Origin of the sequence: Priestia megaterium (genome assembly GCF_023824195.1) — a bacterium.
In the GTDB taxonomy this organism is placed as follows: domain Bacteria; phylum Bacillota; class Bacilli; order Bacillales; family Bacillaceae_H; genus Priestia; species Priestia megaterium_D.
In genome coordinates this window covers 3,908,914-3,930,240 of record NZ_CP085442.1, presented here as the reverse complement: position 1 = coordinate 3,930,240, position 21,327 = coordinate 3,908,914, and the positions used below count along the sequence as shown (strand labels likewise).

Genomic DNA, 21,327 nt, shown 5'->3' with positions numbered 1-21,327 from the left:
CATGGTGAAAAAAATAGCGTTATGTCTGCTTTTTCTTATGTTGTTCCCTATGCAAATAAATGCTGCCAATACAGTGAAAGTCAGTTTTATACGGCAAGGAAACCTATGGGTATATGATAACGGTACCGAAAGGCAGTTATCCAATGGTCGTCATGCCTCTATGCCTCAATGGTCATCTCATGGAGATATGGTTGCTTATGCAGAAAATGATTCTTTAATGATTGCACCGTTAAAAGGAAAACCGCTACTTGTTGAACATGATGTGACTCATTATCAATGGTCACCGATTGCTGAGGAACTTGCGTATATTTCGAATGGAATCTTAGTATATTACAACGTTAAAACGCATGAAAAGAAGCGTGTAGCCGTAGGGGTTGATCAGTTTTCATGGTTTCCAGAAGGAGATCGATTTTTAATTACGTCAGCTGCTGCGCTGGCGCCCACGGGATGGGGACCGGTAAAGCTATATACAGTGAGCAAATATGCAGGGTTAGACGTAAAAAAAGTGGAGGCTTTTACGACGCTGCCAGCAGAAAATGATTCATTTTTTGCGTATACAACAAGCAGCTTCAAATGGTCTCCTAACGGTCAATGGATTAGTTTTATTGCTATTCCAACGGCTTCGATGTCTGCAGATGCAAATAAGCTGTGCATCATTACAAAAGAAGGGAAAGCTTTTCAAGTAGTGGGAGATATGCTTAACGTACCCAATTGGTTTAAGTGGAGCAATGAAGAGCAAGTACTGGCATTTATTAATGGGGAAGGAAGGTTTGCCACAGAAAATAAAAAGTTCACTTTAAAAGAGATGCCGGTTTTTAAAGAACATGTGTTTACTCCAAAAGGCTTCGCAGATTGGGATTTTACTTGGACAGGAAAAGATAACATCATCATTTCACGTGTGCCCGAAGCAGGGTGGTCGAATGATGAAAAAAAGAGGCCACTGCCCTTTTTGTATAGCATGAACGTAAAGACCAATAAGCAAAGTCAGTTCACATTTCCCCAAAAAGGATTAGGAGATTACGCGCCTGTTTATCATAAAGCAACGAATCAAACGATGTGGATTCGTACAAATCGAAAACAAGCAAATCTTTTAACACGCGTAAAAGATACGAAAAATGATAAGGTACTCATTTCAGACTTAGACCTGCCGGGAAATTATTATGAGCTGTATCGGTGGAATGAAGTATTTAGCGTGTACAGCCCTTAATAGCTAATTAAAACATAAGAAACTAAGGTGAAAAAATGAATATACGATTGTTGGTAAAAGAAGACGCTGACGTGTACTTTGAACTCCGTCTTCGTGCTTTAAAAGATCATCCCGAAAGTTTTATTTTAAGTTATGAAGAAGAATATGAAAAAGAAATTGCTGATATCCGAAATTATTTTCCAAGCAGCCAATCAGAATTTGTAGTAGGAGCTTTTATGGGAAAACAACTTGTGGGGATCGTAGGGTTTCAGCAGCAAAAGCCTTTAAAAGTTCAGCATAAAGGAGATATTTGGGGGATGTACGTAGTCCCTGAAGCAAGGGGGAAAGGTCTTGGAAAGAAGCTGTTAAAAACCGCTGTTGAACAAGCTTTTTCCAAAACGAATGTTTTGCAAATCTACCTGGCCGTCGCTGCTAAAAATGAAGGAGCAAAAGCCCTATACAAAAGCCTCGGTTTTACTTCTTATGCGTATGAAAAAAGAGCTCTTCAAGTAGATGGTGAATTTATCGATGAAGAGCATATGGTATTGTCTATGAAAAGCCTTTGATATGATCAAAGGCTTTTTTGTGCGGGAAAATTTAGCTGAAACGTATAGAGATGGAAGCACATTCCCCATAAATATGCTATGATTTAACATATAGGATTATGGAGAGGCGAGGCAGCAGATGGAAAAACTGATTGAATTAAAAAATGTTGCAAAAGTATACAAAAAACATACCGTATTAGAAAACGTTCATACGACCCTTTATAAAGGAGAGACTGTCGCGATTGTTGGAAAAAACGGTGCGGGAAAAAGTACGTTTTTAAAGCTAATTGGCGGATTATCTAAACCGACTAAAGGGACAGTTCACTTTCATAAAGAAACCGGTACGCCTGGATTTGTGGTGGAACAATTTCCTCAGGAGCTGCGTTTTACGCTAGCAGGTTATTTGCAGCACATGGGACGAATTCAAGGATTGTCTAAGAAAAAGCGCAGCTCTAGAATTGAAGAGCTGCTCGAAACTTTCGAAATGGTAGAGTTTAGACATGAAGAAATCATTTCTTTTTCAAAAGGAATGAAGCAAAAAGTCAACATGATGCAAGCACTGCTGAGTTCTTCTAAGCTGCTATTGCTTGATGAACCTCTATCAGGATTAGATGCTCGTGCTCAGCTAGAAGTAGAACGAATTTTTACAAAGCTCAAAGAACGAGGGATGACCATTGTATTTACGTGTCATGAAGAAAGGCTCATTCATGCTGTAGCGGATCGTGTTATCACCATTGGCTCACAGCGCATTTTAAAAAATGAGCGCGTTCAACTCATTGAGCATTTAACGGTTATTGAGGCAAATGTCATTCTGAATAAGCCGCTTCGTTTATTAAAAGAAAAGTGCACGAAAATTGAACAGCACGGAAACTACTGGATTTTTTATATAGATAAAAAATATGTAAATGAGTTTCTTGCAGAATTGCTTGCTGTTCAAGCTGAAGTTGTAAAGCTATATCATATGGAAAGGGAAGAAATTTAAGATGGGTGCATTGATTCGCTATCACTTTATTACATACATTAAATCGTATCGATATATTCCGCCGCTTGCACTTTATATTATTTCGCTGTTTATGAACTATACATATAGACCGAATCCAGTGCTTGATAGCTTTTTTAATACGGCACTTTTCCTCTTTTTTTTAACTACTTGGTTTACAATGTCACTGTTTCACGCGGAAGATTCCAGTCAAGAAGTTATTACAAAACTTCACGTAGGGAAAAAAAACAAGTACTTTACGAGCAAACTTATTAGCTGTGCTCTGCTGTTTACATTTTTATCAGCGGTTTCAATTGCTTATCCCGTGCTGCTTGATATGTTTGAAGTGGATATATCCACTAAGCAAATGGTGTTTGGGTTTATTATTCACTGGACGTTTAGTTTGCTTGGTATGAGCATAGGTCTTGTTTTTACAAGAGATGTTGTAAGAGAAGGCAGCTTATCGTGGTTCGGACCTCTATTTATTTTAATCGTTACGCTTGCAGCGGCAGGCGTCTCATTTCCGTATCAAGGAGGCGGACTGCTGCTGTATGTACTGCCACCTGTATCTGCAATCATTCAATTTATTAACGAAGGATTAAATAAATTTTTGGTGTTTGGCTGGGCTTTGCTTTATGCCATAGCATTAATTAGCCTGTACTTGTGGCGGGCGAATAGAAGAGATGTATAAAAAGAGATGTATAAAGAATAAACACTTGCCGCGGCAAGTGTTTATTTATTATGAAGCACGTTATAAAGACGATCCGGGTAATTAGTAAACATGCCGGTTACGCCCCACTCGATAAGTGTTCTCATTTGTTTTTCATCATTTACTGTATACGGATGGACGTCTAAATCATACGAGCGAGCTTTTTGTACATATGGTTTTGTCAACGTGTTTGCATTAGGACCGATGCCGTTCGCGTACGTTTTAATTTGTCTGAACTGCTGATCTGTTAACATATTGGTTTGCTTGGAACGAATCAGTTGAATTAGTTTCATAGTAGGTCGGTATCGATGGACGGTTTTTAAACTTTCAGGACTAAATGATTGTACAATAACATGATCAGTATGAATGTTGTACTTAGCCATCAGCGTTAACAATTCTTTTTCCATACCTGGATATTCATGAGGAGATTTTGTTTCAATATAATAGTTTGTTCGATTGCCAAACGTACGGAATATTTCTTCTAAAGTTGGAATGACGGCTTTTTTATTACCTTTTCCTGCGTTCAAACGCTGAAGCTGCTTCACTGTATACTGTTTTACATATCCTGTTCCATTTGTCGTTCGGTCAACTCTATAGTCATGAATTGCTACAAGCTGCTGATCTTTAGACATGTGAAGATCAAGTTCAAGGTAATCTGCTTTTTGCTGTACGGCGGCGAGATAAGATTGCATCGTATGCTCTGGCTCATATCCTGATGCGCCTCGATGAGCAATAATGGCTACTTTTTCTGCTTGAGTAGAAGCTGCCTGCGTATGTATAAACATAAAAATACCGCATAAACAAAGAGTGAGTGAGCTTACAAACCACCATTTTCGTCTCATATCAAAACTCCTTTTTATTGAGGGGTCGTGCATTAGTTTACTAGCGAGATGTTGTGTTCATATTAAGGCTGTGTAAATATTTAAATAAAACGAACCAGTATGTAATTAAAAGTAATAAAGACCGATGTTTAGTGAGAAACATCGGCTGTTTTTTCCGGACGGAGGCTTGTATAAATAACGAGTCTGCGCTCATGAGTTTTCTGTTTGTGATCAAATGTTCCCGTACAGGTGATTAAATTAAGCTGGTGTTGAAAAGTTGGACCGAAAATCTCTCTGATAGGAGCAGAATCTCGGGGGTAAGAAGCTTTATTAGTAACAACAAAGGTCAGCTGATCCCCTTGCTGATCGGTTACAAAAATTTCATCTCCTTTTGTAAGCTTGTCGAGATGATAGAAGATAGCGGGACCTTTTTGGTCATCAACGTGTCCTGCAATGACCGCATTTCCTTCCTCTCCGGGTCTTGCTCCAAGCTTAAACCAAGCTACATCATGACCATTATCAGGAACGCTCATTTCACCTTGATTAGTAAGGCCCATTCCTTTTATAAAAGCCTTGATATGAAGCTTCGGAATAATAAGCTGAGATGGAAGAGGCGTAGAAGCAGTCCCTGAAGATTTCAAGGATTGAGCCGATTTTGTTTCAGCCATCTTCACAACAAAATCTGTCGAGCTGTTTGCAATTGCTGATTGGGCAAACCAGCTGCTCATGAATAGTATAAAAGAAAAGGTGAAAACCCCTCCTATCCATTTCATTCGCTTTCGTATCCTCTGTGACGACGAACAACAAATATAGCGACCGCTCCAATTCCTAATAAAGTAAGAACCGGCACAATTGAATTATAATTATCCTGTGAAGCACCGCCCATACCTGTTTTTGGCATTTCGGAAGGCATAGCCGTATTATCTTTTAATAAAAGCGTTTCAAGACTGTCGGCTTTGTTAATAGCGAGCACTGTGTAGACCGTGTTGGCTTCTAAATTAAGGTTTGGAATGTCCAGTACTTTTTTATTGTCTTGACTAGTTGCGACGGTTAAATCATAGGTTCCGGCATCTACTTCAGAATAATTTGTCATTTGTTTAAAAGCAGTGTCTTTAAACAAGGTAGGGCCGTGATTAATACCTACATTAATAGCGGGAGCATCTGGAGAAAAGTGAGCAATTCGGATTTTACTCTTTCCTTTAGCTACGTTCATATCATCTTGAGCTACTTTTAATTCCAAGTGTGCAACTTGGTTAATGGCAGCAAGGGTATATGCTTTGTTTGCTTCGACGGTTACATTAGTGGAAATGACAGGTTTTTCTTTTCCTTTTGTACCTATGGCATATACCTCTACTTTATGAGACCCCGCAGGTACCTTAAGGTAATCTGTCACATCTTTAAACGATGCGCCGACTACGATGCTTTGATTGTCCACATATATATCTACTTCAGGTGCATCAGGTGACGCATGCACAACTCGTATCATCGCCTCCTGCACAGCTGCAGAAGTGAAATTATCTGAAAAAGCTAGCAATAAAACTGCGAGTAAAGAAGCAGCAATAATCTTTACACGGTTCATAACGTTTTACTCTCCTTTTAATCTAAGTTTGTCCTGTTAATCCCGTATGAAAAGTGGTCAGCATGCATTCACTTTTGAACGTACTCGGGCATTTATTCATTTGTTATCATCTACAATTTTATCCAATATATGCATAATTTATTTCATTAGATGAAATTTTTGTAAAGGAGCGGGTAAATAGTTTGAATTTTGTGATAATATTAAAATAGAGCGTTTGGTTAGTAGTTGATGTCTCTATTACAAAAGGAGGGGAAGTTATGTGCTGCAAACGAATCATGAAATAAAAAAGGTTGTTCATCGTTCGCTATCAGCTAAAATGATTGTAAAGCGCATGCTGTTTATTTTAGTGGGAGCCCTTTTAATGGCCGTCGGACTAGAATTTTTTCTTGTCCCTAATGAGGTTATTGACGGTGGAATTGTAGGTATATCTATTATTTTATCCCACTTAACGGATGTTCAAATCGGCTTTTATATCTTCGTATTAAATCTTCCATTCTTTTTTATCGGATACAAGCAAATTGGAAAAACATTTGCGCTATCTACGCTTTTAGGTGTTATCATTCTATCCATTGCTACCTCTATTTTTCACGACTTACCGGTCTTAACAGGTGACCCTCTTTTAGCAACTGTGTTTGGCGGAATTGTTCTTGGTGTGGGAGTAGGAATTGTTATTCGGTACGGAGGTTCGCTAGACGGCACCGAGATATTAGCTATTTTATTTAATAAGCGTACGCCTTTCTCCGTAGGTGAGACAATTATGTTTTTTAATTTATTTATTTTGGGAAGTGCCGGTTTTGTATTTGGCTGGGATCGCGCTATGTATTCTTTAATGGCTTACTTCATTGCTTTTAAAACGATTGATATTGTGATTCAAGGATTAGATGAGTCTAAGTCAGCTTGGATTATCAGCGAACAATATGAACAAATTGGCGAAGCAATTCTTGCTCGTTTAGGGAGAGGCGTCACGTATTTAAATGGGGAAGGGGCGTATACGGGAGATGATAAAAAAGTGATTTTTTGTGTTATTACCAGGCTTGAAGAAGCAAAGCTAAAAGCGATTATCGATGAGATAGATCCATCTGCTTTTTTTGCTGTAGCGGCTATTGCTGAAGTCAGGGGAGGAAGGTTTAAGAAACGAGATATTCATTAATGAAGGTTGTCTACTAATGAGACTGCTCCTTATATAGCTTACAGCAGAATTTTTAGCTTTCTATGCTTATTCGATTATTTGTAATGGTTTGCGTCACTTTTGCTGCTTCATGCATATTGAGCCCCTCTTTTTTCTTGTATGTCTTTGAAACAAACATGTAAAATGTCTAAAAGATATAGAAAGAGTACATAGTAAAAAAACAGAAAGAGGGAGTGACATGAAAAAAACGTTTAAAATATTAGGAGTCGGTCTTGCCGTTCTTATTGCAGTAACCGTAGCTTTTTTTGTCATATGGTCAGGTTTTGATTATGAACCTTCAAAGCAGCTTCACTCACTATTAGATGAGAAAAAAGTAGTGAAGAAAGACGATTATTACGTATTCAAGGCCCAAACGAACAAACAGATAAAAGCCGGCTATATTATTTATCAAGGTGCTAAAGTAGAGCCGTTAGCATATGGCTATTATGCTCAGCAAATTGCAAATGAAGGATATCTTGTTGCTGTTGTAGATTCTCCGTTTAATATGAGCTTCTTTAGTCAAAGCAAAGCGACGGATATTGTGAAGAGCTACCCGAAGATTTCCGCATGGTTTATCGGAGGGCATTCCCTTGGAGGAGTGAGTGCAGCCTCTTATGCGTATGATCATCAAACCTCAATAAAAGGCTTAGTTCTTTTAGCATCGTATCCCATGAATAAAAATGATTTTTCAACCTCGAATTACCCTATTTTGTCTTTAACCGGTGAGAAAGATGGTTTGTCGACGCCTAAAAAAATTAAAGAAACCAAGCATTTACTTTCAAAAAATACGGAGTTGGTCCAAGTAAAAGGAGCTAATCACGCACAGTTTGGAATGTACGGGAAACAAAAAGGAGACAACAAAGCCAGTATTTCTCCTAAAGAGCAGCAGGATGAGCTAGTAAAAAGAACGGTCAAGTGGTTAAACAGTCAAATGAAAAAGTCCGTCAGTAACTAACTGATGGACTTTTTTCTTTTTTTTGGAAATAAAACTTGAAAAAATAACCAACTAGTTATATAGTTAGTTACATGAGTAATGAACCACTTAAGTGAGGTAGTCAAAATGAAACAATCATTAGATCATCAGCGACCAATTTTTCAACAAATTAAAGAAACCATTGAAGAGAATATTTTGAATGATGCTTTTCCAGAAGAAGAAAGAGTACCGTCTACGAATGAATTTGCCAAAATGTATCGCATTAACCCTGCAACAGCAGCTAAAGGAATTAATCAGCTAGTTGACCACGGAATATTGTATAAAAAGAGAGGGATAGGGATGTTTGTATGTGCGGGCGCAAAAGAAGTATTGCTTACACAAAGAAAAGAAGAATTTTATAACCGTTTTATCGTTCCGCTGAAAAAAGAAGCACAGCATTTAGGAATTACGGTAACCGAGTTAAAAGAGCTGTTAGACAAGGGGGAAATAAAATGAATATAGAAGCGCAGCTGTTAAATAAATGCTATGGATCTAAACAAGTGTTAAAAGACATTTCACTTACGCTAGCACAAAATAAAATATACGGGTTGCTAGGTAGAAACGGAGCGGGCAAAACGACTCTTATGCAAATTGTAGCCGGACATATTCCAGTTACGACAGGAGAGGTAAAAGTGGGAAATCAATCTCCGTTTGAAAACCGCTCTGTTTTGCAAAACATCTGCTTAATTAACGAAAGCGGAAATTTCAAAAAAACATTAAAAGTCAAAGACGTGCTAAAAATTGCGTCACTTTTTTATCCTTATTGGAGCCAAGAAGCTGCTGAGAGGCTTATGGAAGAGTTCGATTTAGATTGTAATATGAAAGTGAAAGCATTATCTAAAGGTATGGAATCAGCATTAGGAATTATTGTTGGGCTATCCTCTCGAACGAGCATCACAATCTTTGATGAACCTTATATTGGACTTGATGCTGCGATGCGAGCGCGCTTTTATGAGCTTTTATTGGATGAATATGAAGAATATCCACGCACATTCATTATTTCAACGCACTTAATCGATGAAGTAAGTAATTTATTTGAAGAAGTACTCATTATGCAAAAAGGAAAGCTGATTCTTCAGGATACGGCAGAAAATTTGCAGCAGCGCTGTGTAAGTGTGAAAGGACCTAAAAGTCAAATTGAAGAATATGAAAAAGGAAAGCAAGTAATCCATGAACAAGTATTTGGAGGAGAGAAAAAAATAGTGCTCTTTAATGAAGATATTTATGCTGAAGAACTTGTCGACAGTTCATTTCATGTAGAAGCTGTTCACATACAGGATATTATGATTTATCTTACAGCCAATCGTGGAGGTGTAGCGTAATGAAAGGACAGTTTGCCGCCATTAGTTATTCGCTCTACGTTGAACTAAAGTATTTAATGATTCGCTTTTGGACGATTCTGTTAGCTTTTGTTGCGGTAGATATTTTAGTGTTCAGTCAGGTGAATGAGCATCTTCTATTAGTAACAAGTATGCCGCAGTACATCTTTTCAGGTATTGTCAGTTTTATTATCATTCGAAAAAGTTTCTCCTTTTGCTTAAAGTTAGGAGCTACTCGTAAAGCATATCTTTTAACGATGACCTGTGTTTTTGCTCTATTTGCAATTGTGATGTCACTTATCAATGTGGTGATCATGAGCGTTTCTACAAAGGTGATTAATAGTTTGAATTTAATGAATGTTCAGCTTTATTATGCGAGCGATTTTATCTTTCACGACCCTACTGTCGCTATGCACTTTTTAACAGACGCTGTATTTATCTTTTTTATTACAGCAGCAGCGTGTTTGCTCGGCAGCATCGTTTACAAATTCGGGCAAACAGGAGGGATGATCACCGGTGCTGTTTTAATTTTACTGTTTACCATTCCAGTGACAAAAGAACCGGTTATTCATTTTATAAAAAGCTTTTCGAACGGGTCGTTATTACTTGCATTTGGAACAATGGTTATCGTAAGCTTCCTACTCTTCCTTATCAACTGGCTATTTTTAAAAAAAGCGTCTCCTGTCCATCAAGCCTAATAAAAAAGCAATCATTCCTTTACTGAATGATTGCTTTTTTATTGTACTTTTTTAGAACAAGCTGCATCAATATCTAGAATCCAGTCGTGAAACTTTTGCTGAAGCAGTTGAAGAGAAGACTGATTGTTCGATACAATGTCCAGTCCGCGCTCGTCGTATAGGTGGAAGATGGTTTCTTTATTCAAATTCACAATGTAACACTCTTCTTCAATAGCCGGATGAATATGAAGATCGCGGTTAGCAATTGATTGCAAAAGAAGCTTTTCTTTCACATCATTTGTTTTACAGGCAATAATATACTCAGTGTTATTTAATAATGCTACGGATTGAACTTCTTGTTTCTTCAGGCGAGAGCGAATGAATTTTTTAATAGCTGTTTCTTTTTTCTTTTTTAAAAGTAAATCATCCTGTGCAGCATTCGCTTTGAAAACAAGTAACAGCTCATCATTTTTTTCATGGAGTGTCTCGAAAATTTCATAAGCGCGTGCGTACACATTTTTCATGTATTCTCGTTCCCATACGCCTTTTTGATTGGTAAGCGTAAAGCGGATACCTGCGGGCGCGTTGTAAAAAAGAGGTCTTTTCATTTGAACATTTGGAAACATTGTTGTTAAGTATGATTGAAGTCGCATTGTGGTCATACGCAACACCTCATTTAGTTTAGTCCTGACTTAATATGTTGAATTTAGTCTATCACGTGATTAGCTAAATTTGTAAAGAAGTAATGTTATTTAATCAAAAGGTAACCAAACTGTTATATTTTGTTGGTTTTGCATTATTTCTTTACACAACCTTTGCGTATGAACAGGTTTTTTCATACGCCTGTCGTATTACTTAACGTAGTAACGAGGTGAAGAAAGGATGATATACGGTGAAAAAACAGCTTGTTCTTATTTCAATTATTACAGCTGCTTTCTTTGTGCTTATTTTTCACAAAATGATCTTTCAAGAAGGTAACCCTCTTCCTATTGCATGGAGTATTGTAAAATTAAAGTCTTCGGGCGAAGACGTTGTGCAAATATCGGATAAGCCTAAAAGGTATCTCATTCATTCAGATGACTACTTAACGTTTATTAAACAAATGAAAAAGAAAAAAGTGAATTTTCAATATCAAGATGATAAAAAATTTTATTTTAATAACGACAATGAACGCCAGCTTTTCGTCAGCAAAAACTATACCGATAAGTTCACGATTATGGAACTAAAGAAAAAAGAGCTGACTGAAGCTGGCGTTGAGTAATAAGAGCTAATCTCTGCCCTGTGTCCCAAAATCTTTAATTTGAACATCAACATGATAGTCAATGGTCGACTGGCTAAATATTTCATCCCATTCATGCTGATGTTTTTTCCAGAAACGAGGATGATGAATTCGTACGTAATCATGCAGGTCAATTACATCAGCTTTATAGCTGTTTTGCAGCAAACGGAGTGTTTTTTTCGCGTCTTTACGAATAATTGATTCTATTTTTTTCTCGACTTTCTTGACATTAGAGGCGGACAGAGCCTGTTTTGAAGTCTCCCAATCTTCTGACAGCCTGCCGCTTGTTTGAACGTTGATATCAAAGTGAACGGAGTGATTTGAATCAATGCGGGCCTTCACATCTTGCTGAACATCTCCAATTTCATAGGAAAAGGGATATGGCCCGTGTTTGCCGTAAATAATTCCGCCTTTAATATTCCCCGTTAACCACGTTAAAGCCTCCACTTGGTGCTGAGTTAAGGTGAATTTTGCTTTCTTATCTTTTATGATTGCCGCACCGTCTATTTCAACACTATTTTTAATTTTAGAAAGCCGCTGTATCAGAAAGCTTTGATCTGTTTTTAACTTAGCTGATAGCTCGCCCATTGTTAGGGGATTTAGAATTTTATTCGTTTTGAATTTATTGTAAACAAGCTCGTAAATTAAGTTGACTGGCGGCACAGACATTCCTTGAATTGTTAAAACGTTTTTAGCATCGCCTTTTGTAACAAATGCAAGGCTGCTGCGCCGTATCTCATTATCACGAACAAACTGATTGATAAGCGCATCAAGAGGAATCGTTTTACTCGCTTTTTCCCCTATTAAAAGCGCTCGCTGATGCTGACTGTATATAGGGTCTGATTTCATCGAAATATTTCGCGTGATTTCATGAATTGTAGGGCCGGCAGTTGTAATGTTCTTATACGGAATAGAAGAAGACATATTTCCGGATTCCGTTTCGGTTAACGTTTGATGAGTCAGCACAAGCTGGTTTTTTCCTGTTTTTGGTTCTATTTTCGACGTAATATCCATTGCCACTCCTATAACAAGAGCAAGTTGTTCAATATTTCGATGGTTTGTACAGCCGCACAATAAAAAAATGGTCATTATGACAGGAAGACATTTTTTCGTCATTGGAACACAACCTTTTTTATTTTCATTAACAGGCTGAAAAAAAGAGGAATAACTAAAAATGTCACTAAAAATGCCCAGCCCAGTACCGTTGAAAAATTTGACACATCGCTTGCTGTTTTGGGTGCTAAAGCGCTCATAAATAAAACTGGTACAAGAAAGATAATATTCGTCGTTGATCGGTTTTTGAAGATCTTTTTAAAGCCTGAAACAGCTAAAAAGAAATACATCACAAAGGTTAAAAAAAACTGAAGAAGCCAGACAATAAGCAAAAATAATTCAAGTCTCTCAAAGAAAATTCCTTTTACTTCATGTGTTTGAACAAATTCAATTGTAGGCCAAACGGTTGTTTTTACTTCTGGAACGGATAAAGCGCCGACAACTAATACGTAAGTGATAATATATAAAAGTAAAGGAATAGAAAATCCGATGATGGAAACTTTTCGTAAATGCTTTTTGTTTTTCATATGTTTCGGTAGAAATACAATCGTTTCGATTCCTAAAAAGGAAACAGAGACGGTTGTAAAAGCAGAAAGAAGCGGGCTGAATCCATCAGCTAACACGGGCTGCAAGTTTTTTAAATCCACCATTCCGATGCTAAGAGCATATAAGGTAAGAAGGATAATGATGGTTATAGGTGTACATAGCGCCATTACTTTCCCAATAGAATCAATACCGCCAGTGATTAAATAGACGCCTGTTAAAATAAACGAAAGGATGATTAATTCAATAGGCATCGTTTCCAGTAAATAAAAATGAATCATTTCTGCCATAGCTCTTACTTCAAAACTTGCCACAGATGTGAAATAAACGACCATAGCAAAATTAAATATATTTCCAATCAGCTTGCCGGTTACTTCCTGTGTGAAATCAAACATACAGCTAATCGTAAAATACTTAACCATCCAGACTAAAAACAGAACAATTCCCATGAACAAAAGACCGTCCATAATCAGTACAATCCATCCATCTGCATTATTTGTCTGATTTGTAATGCTGCTTGGCAGCGTTAATAAACCGACGCCAAGCATAGTTGAAGAAATAATTGAAATGGCGTAAAAATCGGAAAGAAGCTTGCTTGATTGTGACTGTGATTGTTCCATATGGTCCTCCTTTTGTTAGTTTTGCTGAGATTTATTTTTAGACTGTTTTAGGCTTTTGTTTGGAAGACGAACATACGAGTCTTTCCATGCTTTTTTATTTAACGCAAAAAACGGTTTGAAGTAAGCCATACCAAAACTTTCGAGTTTGGTTAAATGGATGACGAGAACAAGAAAAAACATGGTAACGCCATATAACCCAAAGACTGCTGCAATCATCATAGATACGAAACGCAAAATTCGAAACGAAAGGCCAATTCCGTATTGAGGAACGGTAAAGGACGCAATTGCCGATACAGATACAACAATAATCATAACGGAGCTAACGATATGGGCTTCTACCGCTGCTTGACCAATAACAACCCCGCCTACAAGTCCAACTGTTTGTCCGACAGGAGTAGGGAGGCGCAGCCCGGCTTCGCGCAATAATTCAAGCGTCACTTCCATGACCACTGCTTCGATGAAAGGAGAAAAAGGAACGTTTTCTCGTGTGGCGGCAATAGTAATAGCTAGCTCCGTCGGAAGCAGACCTTGGTTAAACGAAACGAGTGAAATATAAATAGCTGAAAAGAATAGGGTAATAAAAATAGACAAGTACCTTAGTAATCTTAGCAATGAACCGGCTATCCATCTTTCGTAATAATCATCGGGTGATTTCATAATCATATCGAAAGTTGTAGGCACTAAAAGAGCAAAAGGGGAGCCATCTACTAAAATGGCTACTCGCCCTTCATTCACCGCAGCGAGAACACGATCCGGTCTTTCGGTATTTTGTACTTGAGGAAACGGTGAGTAAGGTGCTTCTTCTAAAAATTCTTCAATCATTCCTGAGTCTTGAATGTTATCTAAAGGAATATCTAATAATTTCTCTCGGACTTGATTCACAATGTGAGTTTGACAGTGTTTATTATGAAAAACGATACTTGTTCGATGTTCCTTTGTATTTCCAATATAAATGTCTTCAATAACCATTTCTTCTTCGGTAGAACGCTGCCTTAAAAGACCAAGGTTTTCATCTAAGTTTTCGATAAGAGCAATTTTAGGGCCGCGCACTACTTTTTCTGTTGTAGGTTCGCTTAAAGAGCGCTGTTTCGTCATGGACATATTCAACGAGTATGCCTTAGTGCTTTCGCTAATAAACAGCAGGGGCTGACCTTTAAAAAAACAGGAGATCGCTTGTTTGTATGTATAGACTTCTTTGTCTTTAATGACGGAAATAAACGAATCAATGTCATCGATTGTTTGCGTTTCGCTTTTTGCTTTTGTCTCAACTATATGCTGAGTAAGGTTATCAAGTTTTTCGCCGTCGACTAATCCTTGGAGATAAATAATGCATGTATATTTTGTGGGAGACAGCCATAATTTTTTGGAACCAACATCTGTATTTTGACCCACCAAATCTAGAAACGTTTGAACGGTGTAGTCTGCATTGGGCTGAAATTTTGAATCGAGCATAAATAACTCACCGCCTGTTGTGTTAATGAGCTTAGTGTTTACGATGTGAAAACGAGTTATGCGAAAAATGTGGAAGAATAGAAAAGATATGTTATGGTAAAGAAAAGAGGTGATGGTATGCTGCATTCATTTACGTTAAAAACGAATAAGCGTGACGAAATGATCGACGTCACGAGTCAAGTACAGGCAGTGATAAGAACAGAAGGATTAAAAGAAGGGGCTGTAATTGTTTACTGTCCTCATACAACCGCTGGTATAACAATTAATGAAAATGCGGATCCGGATGTAAAAACCGATATGATTCGGCGCTTTGATGAAGTATATCCTTGGGAACATAAGTTAGATCTTCATATGGAAGGAAATACGGCGGCGCATCTCAAAGCGAGCACGGTCGGCTCCTCTCAGCATATAATCGTTCACGATGGACAGCTGCTGCTGGGAACGTGGCAAGGAATTTATTTTTGTGAGTTTGATGGACCGAGGACTCGTACGTATTATGTGAAAATTTTATCCCCACAATAACTTTTTTTCATACGTCATTGTCCAACTTTTTTCTGAAAATTGTTATAAAACAAAGTTAATTTAATATAAATGTTATATAACAGTTAAAGGGAGAGATTGAACAATGGAAAAGATAGGTGCAGAACAAGAAACAGTAAAAAAAGAAAATGAAAAAACAAATTTTACATGGGTGGAAGAATACCCAACCATTTTAGACATTGTTAATGAGTATTACAGTACGTGTCGATAAAATGGGGAAGGCCGGAACAAAAGTATTTCAGTTGAAGGAGGATCCGAACGATGAATCGTTCGGATTTTTTCATTGTGATGATGAACGTAGGTTTACTGTATGTAGCTATGTCTCAATATCTTTTTTTATAAAAAAAGATATAATAGTAGCAATTTTCCTAAAAGGTTTAATATAATAAATATTAGGGTACTGAATTGTATGAAATAAAGATAAAACGCATCGTTTCATACTATTTCCTTTTTTACCGCTAGTATAGCCTTGAAGAAAAAGCTTCATTTGATATACTAACTATACGCTTAATCTTTTAAAACAAAGATGAAGATTCATTGTCATTGTTACACGCAGTGAATGAGCTGCCTTTGCTTGGCGAAAACGTCGTACAAACAAAGACAGATAGCGAATTGTTTTGGGTGCGTTCATTTAGTTCAAAACAGGGAGGCGATTAGTCTATGTTACTTGTACGTATGGCCATGATTGGTTTCTTTTCATTAACAGCCATATCATTGTTCTCTTTTCAGTCCGTTGAAATTATCCATGCCATTATGGACTTTTTCTCATCAGCTGATAAGTACTAACAAACTATATCTTTTTTAAATAAAAAGCGGATAACCCTTAGGGGGATATCCTCTAAAAACCGCCCAAAAGGCGGTTTTTTTTATGCTTATAGCTGTGCTAACAAACGCACTGCATTCATTCTCTGATGACAAAGTCCACGTGTTTTTTTAAGCTCAGCATTCGTTGAAATAAGTATTTACGTACTGTTCAAACTGAAGCCAATCGTCCACGCGAGGGACCTTTACTTCTTCGTTATACGGGTAGCTCATGGCAACAGCATGGCGACCTGTAGCTTGAAAAGCCTTCAAATTATGCGGTGCATCATCAAATAGCAAGTCTCCGTATATTTTATCTTTTTGGTGTGTAAACACGATATTGTACTTTCCGATAAACGGAAGGTGTTTTTCAACCCACTGCTCTTTTTCTGTATAAGCATAGGTACGGCTGCTTGTGACAATTAAAATGGCAAACCTTTCATAAAGTCGTTTAAGAACCTCAACAGCATGAGGCAGAGGTTTTAAATGTAAAAAAAGCCCCGGCTGATCGAGGTAGTCATAAATTTTTGTGCCGCATTCCGGCTTTACATACTTTTCTGATTCCCAGCATTTTAACTTTTCAACCGATAAGCTGTCGCAATAATCTTTGTTATATTGGTTATGCCAATCCGTCATAAGATCACAAATGACAGAATCCATGTCAATTAAAAGGGTGTGCATTTATTCAACTTCCTTTACAGTATTCATCTACACGCTTGGTTTTGCAATGTAATGTGCTGCTTCTACTATACCAAATCTTTTACATGCAGAAAAAGAGCAAGCCGCATCAAAATCGCACAGCTTGCCCTTTTTATAGAAACTACATTCTTTTAGCACCTAAATAGCGTTTGCTCCAATAGCTCTCTTTCAGAGAAGAGATGCTCACACCTTTAGATGAAGAGCAGTGAAGAAACTGGTTATTTCCTAAATAAATTCCTGCATGAGAAGGCCCTTTTGTATAGGTTTGAAAGAACACAATATCTCCAGCTTTTGGACTTGAGACGCGCGTTCCTTTTTGATAAATTTGAGCTACTGTTCGAGGAAGTTGAACCCCGCCGCCATGTTTGAACGCATAGCCAATAAAACCGCTGCAGTCAAAGCCGCTTGGCGTTGTTCCACCCCAGCGATATCGAACGCCCATATACTGTTTTCCTTTGTTAATCACTGCGTTAGGGTTATAGCGCGCTGAGCTAGAAGGCGATTTACCCTTTGCTGAAACGCCTAGTTTAGCATACGTTCCTTTTCCGACAATACCATCTGCTGCTAGTCCATTTTTGCGCTGAAATGATTTTACAGCAGAAGTTGTAACAGTCCCAAAGTATGTAGTCGTATTCCCTTTAAAATAACCTTTATTTTTCAACGTTTGTTGTAGTTGTTTAACATCTTGGTGATTCATGCCTTGGCGAAGCGTTTGGTCGCCTAGAGCCGCTTGGCTGAAAATCGGGCTAGTAGAAACAATAACGCCAGCAAGCGTAAGAGCTGCTATTACTTTTTTCATAAAACTAGTACCCCCTGAAAATTTTTCCTGATTTGAGTAAATTCATCATATCATCTTTCGACAGTGTTCTACGTTACAATTTCATTACATATATGAAAAAAATGAAATATAAAGGTGAATATAGTCTTATAAAAGCTGTAATTAAAAGGGTTCTTTAGATGTGCAATATTGCTAGAAAAACTTTGAATATTTGACGGTAAATAACTAAAAGATATGAAAAAGTATGTACATTTAAAATTTAACAAAGAAATATGTTGTGAATTACTACACAAAAAGTTCGAACTCGGGTAAAATGTAGAACTATAATATAGTAGTCATGTATGTGACTTTGATGAGGTGAAAGTAATGAAAAGAATAGGTGTATTAACAAGCGGCGGAGATTCTCCAGGTATGAATCCTGCGGTTCGTGCTGTTGTGCGTAAAGCAATTCATGAAGGTATGGAAGTTTACGGTATCTATCAAGGATATCAAGGGTTAATAGAAGGAAATATTAAAAAGCTAGAAGTTGGAGATGTTGGTGACATCATTCAACGCGGCGGAACTATGCTTTATTCTGCAAGATGTCCAGAATTCAAAACAGAAGAAGGGCGTTTAAAAGGTATTGAAAACCTTAAGAAGCACGGTATTGAAGGCTTAGTAGTTATTGGTGGAGACGGATCATATATGGGAGCTGTAAAATTAACAGAGCTTGGTTTCCCTTGTATCGGTATCCCAGGAACAATTGATAACGACATTCCAGGAACAGATTTTACATTAGGATTTGATACGGCTCTTCATACGGTTATCGATGCAATTGATAAAATCCGTGATACGGCGACTTCTCATGAACGTACGTTTATTATTGAAGTTATGGGTCGTAATGCAGGAGACATTGCTCTTTGGTCAGGTCTTGCTGGCGGAGCGGAAACAATCCTTATCCCAGAAGCAAAAGATGAGTTCCAAGAAATGGTTGATCGTTTGAGAAAAGGACAAGAGCGCGGTAAAAAGCACAGCATTATCGTAGTAGCTGAAGGCGTAGCCAATGGTAATGAAGTAGCGAAGCAGCTGCATGAAGCTGCAGGTATTGAAACGCGTGTAACAGTATTAGGACACATTCAGCGCGGCGGTTCTCCAACTGCTCAAGATCGTGTGCTAGGAAGCCGTTTCGGCGGTCGTGCAGTCGAGCTTCTGCTAGAAGGTAAAGGCGGCCGTGCAATCGGTATCCGTAAAAATGAAATTGTAGATTATGATATTATGGAAATTTTAGGTGAGCCTCACCATATCAATGCTGATATGTACCGTTTATCTAAAGAGCTTTCAATCTAATCACAGTATTGCTGAGGCGAAACTTCTTATATTGAAGGAGTTTCGTCTTTTTTTGATTGCATCCCTGTCCCTTCGCAGTGTTTGCATGTTTTCATGTAACCGATACCAGGAATAACGGCTAGCTTTCCGAGCCCTTTGCAAAAAGTGCAAATTAATTCAAAACCAAACATCGTTCCATCCCCTCTGTACACGTTTTCTTTCAGTTTATCATAAAAGTAGACAAATAATTTTAAAAATTATAGTAATAATCAAAAAAATGATTACATTTGAACAGCGAGTGATATAGTAAAGAGAGAAGATCATTTTACAAAAGAGGAGAGGAAGCGTGATGTTTAAACGAATTTTACTTGCCTCAGATGGCTCAGAGCATGCGGCTAAAGCAACAGAAAAAGCCGTTCAGCTGGCTCAGCTGACGGAAAACAGTTTTATTCAAGTTATTTATGCAGTAGAGGGTGATTCAAGGTTAAAATCACTTAGCCGCGACGAGGAACGGGAAAGTCGGATACATACAACAGATGAGATTTTAAAACAAGGAAATGTGGAGTATGAGATTACGTTTATGCATGGAGACGCGGCTAAAACAGTGATTCAATTTGCTAATCAAAATTCATTTGACCTTGTAGTAATAGGAAGCAGAGGGTTAAATCCTGTAAAAGGCATGCTGCTTGGAAGCGTGAGTTCTAAGATTGCACAGCAAGTAACGATTCCTGTGCTAATTGTTAAATAGGAGAGAAATGCAATGTCAAAACAGTACAAAGAATTAAAACAGCTCATTGATGATGCTAAACACATTTGTTTTTTTACGGGAGCAGGAATGAGCACAGAGTCGGGCATACCGGACTTTCGCTCTCAAAATGGCTTATATCGCCAAAACAAAAGCTTTGTGGACATAATAGCTGCTGACTTCTATGAACAGTATCCTCATGAATTTTGGCCGCTGTTTAAAGAAATTTTTCATATTAAAATGCTGCATCAGTATAAAGCAAATACGGGCCATCGCTTTATTGCTGAACTAGAAGAAGCCAAAACCGTGCATGTTATTACGCAAAATATTGATGGCTTGCACCAAGATGCAGGAAGCACGAACGTTTTTGAAATTCATGGATCCATTAAGAGAGCTCATTGTCCGAACTGTAAAGAAGAGTATGACTTAGCGTATTTAAATCAGTCAGCGCTCCCACAATGTACAGCGTGTGAGCGCCTTTTAAAGCCAAATGTTGTTCTCTTTGGAGATGCCATTCATCAGTTCGATGAAGCAGTTACAGCAGCGCTGTCATCTGATTTATTCATCGTGCTTGGTTCATCGCTTGAAGTAGCACCGATTAATCAGATTCCGCTGCTTGTGAGCCGGTACAATCGTACAAACATGGTGATGATTAATAAAGAACCTACGCATTACGATTATTTGTTTGATTTGGTTATCTATGATTCCATTGGACAAGTGGTCGCAAATTTATAAGCGTCTATGCATGGACATAGCGCTTTTTTAGCATTTAGTGATAAAGTGTAGGGATGTATCATATGGTGTAGTACATCATCCATTCGCTAATGGATAGAAGGGATGTTTTCGCATATGAGTGTAGGCTTGAGAGTTTGTCTCTTCATTGTTGGTATTGCACTCAAAGTGACAGCTGTTTTGACTTTGATTTTTGAAATGAATCTTGTCCCTATTCACGGAAGGAGTCTCACTTATTATGCTGAAGCGATAGGTATGAAACTCCCCATTATCTGTTTTGTTCTTGGTTTTTTTTGTGTAGCAGCAAGCTTTTATTTACCTGCTAAAAATCGCCGCACCAGTAAATAGCAAGGGCAGGAGACTAACTAAAACGTTTGACTGCAAAGTTTTTAACATTTAAAATAAAGTCAATAAGTTTAAAAAGAAATAGGATAATTATTCCTTATTCTTTTTAGATATACGGAAATAGAGGTGATTGGATGGGGCAGTGTACCACGTTGGCGAAGTAGCATTATATGCACCAGTGTCAAAGCGTACAATACAGTATTATACAAACCTACATTTGCTTCACGCATATCGCTCTTTATCACATAATCGCTCTTTTAAGACGTTAACAGACTTTAACTTTATAAAGATTGTAAACTACTAAATTTTTTATAAATGAATTGGAAGAGAGAATCAGCGCTGAAGCAACATCATGAAATGAAGCGATGTGAGCCATTGCTTCACATCTAGAACAGCTGAATAAAGAATGACCTGCTACATTAACGAGTGAAACGTGAGATAAGGAAGAAAGACTGGCAGTTTTGCTCCATATAAAAATG

At 37.8% G+C, this 21,327-nt stretch carries 27 protein-coding genes; 17 read left to right on the top strand and 10 right to left on the bottom strand.

The genetic code is table 11. The features are described 5' to 3' along the window. Nucleotide 1 precedes the first annotated feature (1 nt). The 4 genes from LIS78_RS20435 (at nt 2) to LIS78_RS20420 (ending at nt 3,401) form a co-directional block, all read left to right on the top strand. Complete coding sequence (locus tag LIS78_RS20435) at nt 2-1,207, top strand: TolB family protein (protein ID WP_252284273.1); 1,206 nt, start codon at nt 2-4, stop codon at nt 1,205-1,207. Nucleotides 1,208-1,242: 35 nt separating this feature from the next. Beyond that, nucleotides 1,243-1,752 carry a GNAT family N-acetyltransferase gene (locus tag LIS78_RS20430; RefSeq protein ID WP_252284272.1) on the top strand — a complete coding sequence of 170 codons (510 nt, stop codon included), beginning with the start codon at nt 1,243-1,245 and terminating at the stop codon, nt 1,750-1,752. A 118-nt stretch (nt 1,753-1,870) separates the two neighbouring features. Continuing rightward, nucleotides 1,871-2,713, top strand: coding sequence for an ATP-binding cassette domain-containing protein (locus tag LIS78_RS20425; protein WP_195782090.1), 843 nt, complete (start codon nt 1,871-1,873; stop codon nt 2,711-2,713). Between the two features lies 1 nt (nt 2,714). Then, the gene (locus tag LIS78_RS20420) at nt 2,715-3,401 is read left to right on the top strand and encodes an ABC transporter permease (RefSeq protein WP_195782091.1); all 687 of its coding nucleotides are present in this window, start codon (nt 2,715-2,717) and stop codon (nt 3,399-3,401) included. Nucleotides 3,402-3,442: 41 nt separating this feature from the next. Here LIS78_RS20420 and LIS78_RS20415 read toward each other — a convergent pair whose 3' ends face one another. From LIS78_RS20415 to LIS78_RS20405, 3 genes are all read right to left on the bottom strand, one after another. After that, nucleotides 3,443-4,261 carry a glycerophosphodiester phosphodiesterase family protein gene (locus LIS78_RS20415; RefSeq protein WP_195782092.1) on the bottom strand — a complete coding sequence of 273 codons (819 nt, stop codon included), beginning with the start codon at nt 4,259-4,261 and terminating at the stop codon, nt 3,443-3,445. A gap of 128 nt (nt 4,262-4,389) precedes the next feature. Further along, a complete protein-coding gene (locus tag LIS78_RS20410) occupies nt 4,390-5,013 on the bottom strand; it encodes a class F sortase (RefSeq protein ID WP_061859452.1) in 624 nt (207 codons plus the stop codon). After that, the gene (locus LIS78_RS20405; RefSeq protein WP_061859451.1) at nt 5,010-5,819 is read right to left on the bottom strand and encodes a DUF4397 domain-containing protein; all 810 of its coding nucleotides are present in this window, start codon (nt 5,817-5,819) and stop codon (nt 5,010-5,012) included. Before LIS78_RS20405 ends, LIS78_RS20410 begins: the two co-directional genes overlap by 4 nt. Nucleotides 5,820-6,078: 259 nt before the next feature. Between LIS78_RS20405 and LIS78_RS20400 the strand changes: the two genes are divergently transcribed. The 5 genes from LIS78_RS20400 to LIS78_RS20380 all read left to right on the top strand — a co-directional run bounded on the left by LIS78_RS20400 (nt 6,079) and on the right by LIS78_RS20380 (nt 9,977). Continuing rightward, entirely contained in the window at nt 6,079-6,969 is an 891-nt protein-coding gene (locus tag LIS78_RS20400) for a YitT family protein (RefSeq protein WP_013058693.1), read from the top strand. Nucleotides 6,970-7,186: 217 nt separating this feature from the next. Continuing rightward, nucleotides 7,187-7,942, top strand: coding sequence for an alpha/beta family hydrolase (locus tag LIS78_RS20395; RefSeq protein WP_252284271.1), 756 nt, complete (start codon nt 7,187-7,189; stop codon nt 7,940-7,942). Between the two features lie 105 nt (nt 7,943-8,047). Continuing rightward, entirely contained in the window at nt 8,048-8,416 is a 369-nt protein-coding gene (locus tag LIS78_RS20390; protein WP_028410922.1) for a GntR family transcriptional regulator, read from the top strand. Further along, complete coding sequence (locus LIS78_RS20385; protein ID WP_061859449.1) at nt 8,413-9,282, top strand: ABC transporter ATP-binding protein; 870 nt, start codon at nt 8,413-8,415, stop codon at nt 9,280-9,282. Before LIS78_RS20390 ends, LIS78_RS20385 begins: the two co-directional genes overlap by 4 nt. Continuing rightward, complete coding sequence (locus tag LIS78_RS20380) at nt 9,282-9,977, top strand: hypothetical protein (RefSeq protein WP_061859448.1); 696 nt, start codon at nt 9,282-9,284, stop codon at nt 9,975-9,977. The genes LIS78_RS20385 and LIS78_RS20380 overlap by 1 nt, the downstream gene beginning before the upstream one ends. Nucleotides 9,978-10,015: 38 nt before the next feature. Here the strand turns inward: LIS78_RS20380 and LIS78_RS20375 are convergent, their stop codons facing one another. Next, nucleotides 10,016-10,618 (bottom strand): DUF3885 domain-containing protein, encoded by a 603-nt coding sequence (locus LIS78_RS20375; protein WP_061859447.1) that lies wholly within the window; start codon nt 10,616-10,618, stop codon nt 10,016-10,018. 230 nt (nt 10,619-10,848) lie between these two features. Here LIS78_RS20375 and LIS78_RS20370 point away from each other — a divergent pair, with 230 nt between their 5' ends. Next, complete coding sequence (locus LIS78_RS20370; RefSeq protein WP_061859446.1) at nt 10,849-11,217, top strand: hypothetical protein; 369 nt, start codon at nt 10,849-10,851, stop codon at nt 11,215-11,217. Between the two features lie 6 nt (nt 11,218-11,223). On the opposite strand, the gene LIS78_RS20365 is transcribed toward LIS78_RS20370, so the two are convergent. From LIS78_RS20365 to LIS78_RS20355, 3 genes are read right to left on the bottom strand one after another with little or no spacing between them, the layout of a single operon-like run. Continuing rightward, nucleotides 11,224-12,351, bottom strand: a complete 1,128-nt coding sequence (locus LIS78_RS20365) for a Ger(x)C family spore germination protein (RefSeq protein WP_061859445.1) — start codon at nt 12,349-12,351, stop codon at nt 11,224-11,226. Further along, the gene (locus tag LIS78_RS20360; protein WP_061859444.1) at nt 12,348-13,451 is read right to left on the bottom strand and encodes a GerAB/ArcD/ProY family transporter; all 1,104 of its coding nucleotides are present in this window, start codon (nt 13,449-13,451) and stop codon (nt 12,348-12,350) included. Before LIS78_RS20360 ends, LIS78_RS20365 begins: the two co-directional genes overlap by 4 nt. A gap of 15 nt (nt 13,452-13,466) precedes the next feature. Further along, nucleotides 13,467-14,903, bottom strand: a complete 1,437-nt coding sequence (locus tag LIS78_RS20355) for a spore germination protein (RefSeq protein WP_061859443.1) — start codon at nt 14,901-14,903, stop codon at nt 13,467-13,469. Nucleotides 14,904-15,020: 117 nt separating this feature from the next. On the opposite strand from LIS78_RS20355, the gene LIS78_RS20350 reads away from it, so the two are divergent. The 3 genes from LIS78_RS20350 (at nt 15,021) to LIS78_RS31495 (ending at nt 16,229) form a co-directional block, all read left to right on the top strand. Beyond that, entirely contained in the window at nt 15,021-15,425 is a 405-nt protein-coding gene (locus tag LIS78_RS20350) for a secondary thiamine-phosphate synthase enzyme YjbQ (protein ID WP_061859442.1), read from the top strand. A gap of 103 nt (nt 15,426-15,528) precedes the next feature. Beyond that, a complete protein-coding gene (locus tag LIS78_RS31500; protein ID WP_016765283.1) occupies nt 15,529-15,654 on the top strand; it encodes a hypothetical protein in 126 nt (41 codons plus the stop codon). Between the two features lie 449 nt (nt 15,655-16,103). Further along, a complete protein-coding gene (locus tag LIS78_RS31495) occupies nt 16,104-16,229 on the top strand; it encodes a hypothetical protein (RefSeq protein ID WP_013058681.1) in 126 nt (41 codons plus the stop codon). A 153-nt stretch (nt 16,230-16,382) separates the two neighbouring features. Here the strand turns inward: LIS78_RS31495 and LIS78_RS20345 are convergent, their stop codons facing one another. Both LIS78_RS20345 and LIS78_RS20340 read right to left on the bottom strand, forming a co-directional pair. Continuing rightward, nucleotides 16,383-16,925, bottom strand: coding sequence for a 5' nucleotidase, NT5C type (locus LIS78_RS20345; RefSeq protein ID WP_013058680.1), 543 nt, complete (start codon nt 16,923-16,925; stop codon nt 16,383-16,385). 139 nt (nt 16,926-17,064) lie between these two features. Then, nucleotides 17,065-17,742 carry a C40 family peptidase gene (locus LIS78_RS20340; protein ID WP_061859441.1) on the bottom strand — a complete coding sequence of 226 codons (678 nt, stop codon included), beginning with the start codon at nt 17,740-17,742 and terminating at the stop codon, nt 17,065-17,067. A gap of 345 nt (nt 17,743-18,087) precedes the next feature. Between LIS78_RS20340 and pfkA the strand changes: the two genes are divergently transcribed. Next, on the top strand, nt 18,088-19,047 hold the full coding sequence (gene pfkA / locus LIS78_RS20335) for a 6-phosphofructokinase (protein ID WP_013058678.1): 960 nt from the start codon (nt 18,088-18,090) through the stop codon (nt 19,045-19,047). Nucleotides 19,048-19,073: 26 nt separating this feature from the next. Here the strand turns inward: pfkA and LIS78_RS20330 are convergent, their stop codons facing one another. Further along, the gene (locus LIS78_RS20330; protein WP_013058677.1) at nt 19,074-19,217 is read right to left on the bottom strand and encodes a hypothetical protein; all 144 of its coding nucleotides are present in this window, start codon (nt 19,215-19,217) and stop codon (nt 19,074-19,076) included. 158 nt (nt 19,218-19,375) lie between these two features. Between LIS78_RS20330 and LIS78_RS20325 the strand changes: the two genes are divergently transcribed. From LIS78_RS20325 to LIS78_RS20315, 3 genes are all read left to right on the top strand, one after another. Next, complete coding sequence (locus LIS78_RS20325) at nt 19,376-19,774, top strand: universal stress protein (RefSeq protein ID WP_013058676.1); 399 nt, start codon at nt 19,376-19,378, stop codon at nt 19,772-19,774. Between the two features lie 12 nt (nt 19,775-19,786). After that, the gene (locus LIS78_RS20320) at nt 19,787-20,506 is read left to right on the top strand and encodes an NAD-dependent protein deacylase (protein ID WP_061859440.1); all 720 of its coding nucleotides are present in this window, start codon (nt 19,787-19,789) and stop codon (nt 20,504-20,506) included. Nucleotides 20,507-20,620: 114 nt separating this feature from the next. Continuing rightward, nucleotides 20,621-20,851, top strand: a complete 231-nt coding sequence (locus LIS78_RS20315) for a YuzI family membrane protein (protein ID WP_057233971.1) — start codon at nt 20,621-20,623, stop codon at nt 20,849-20,851. Nucleotides 20,852-21,327: the final 476 nt, after the last annotated feature.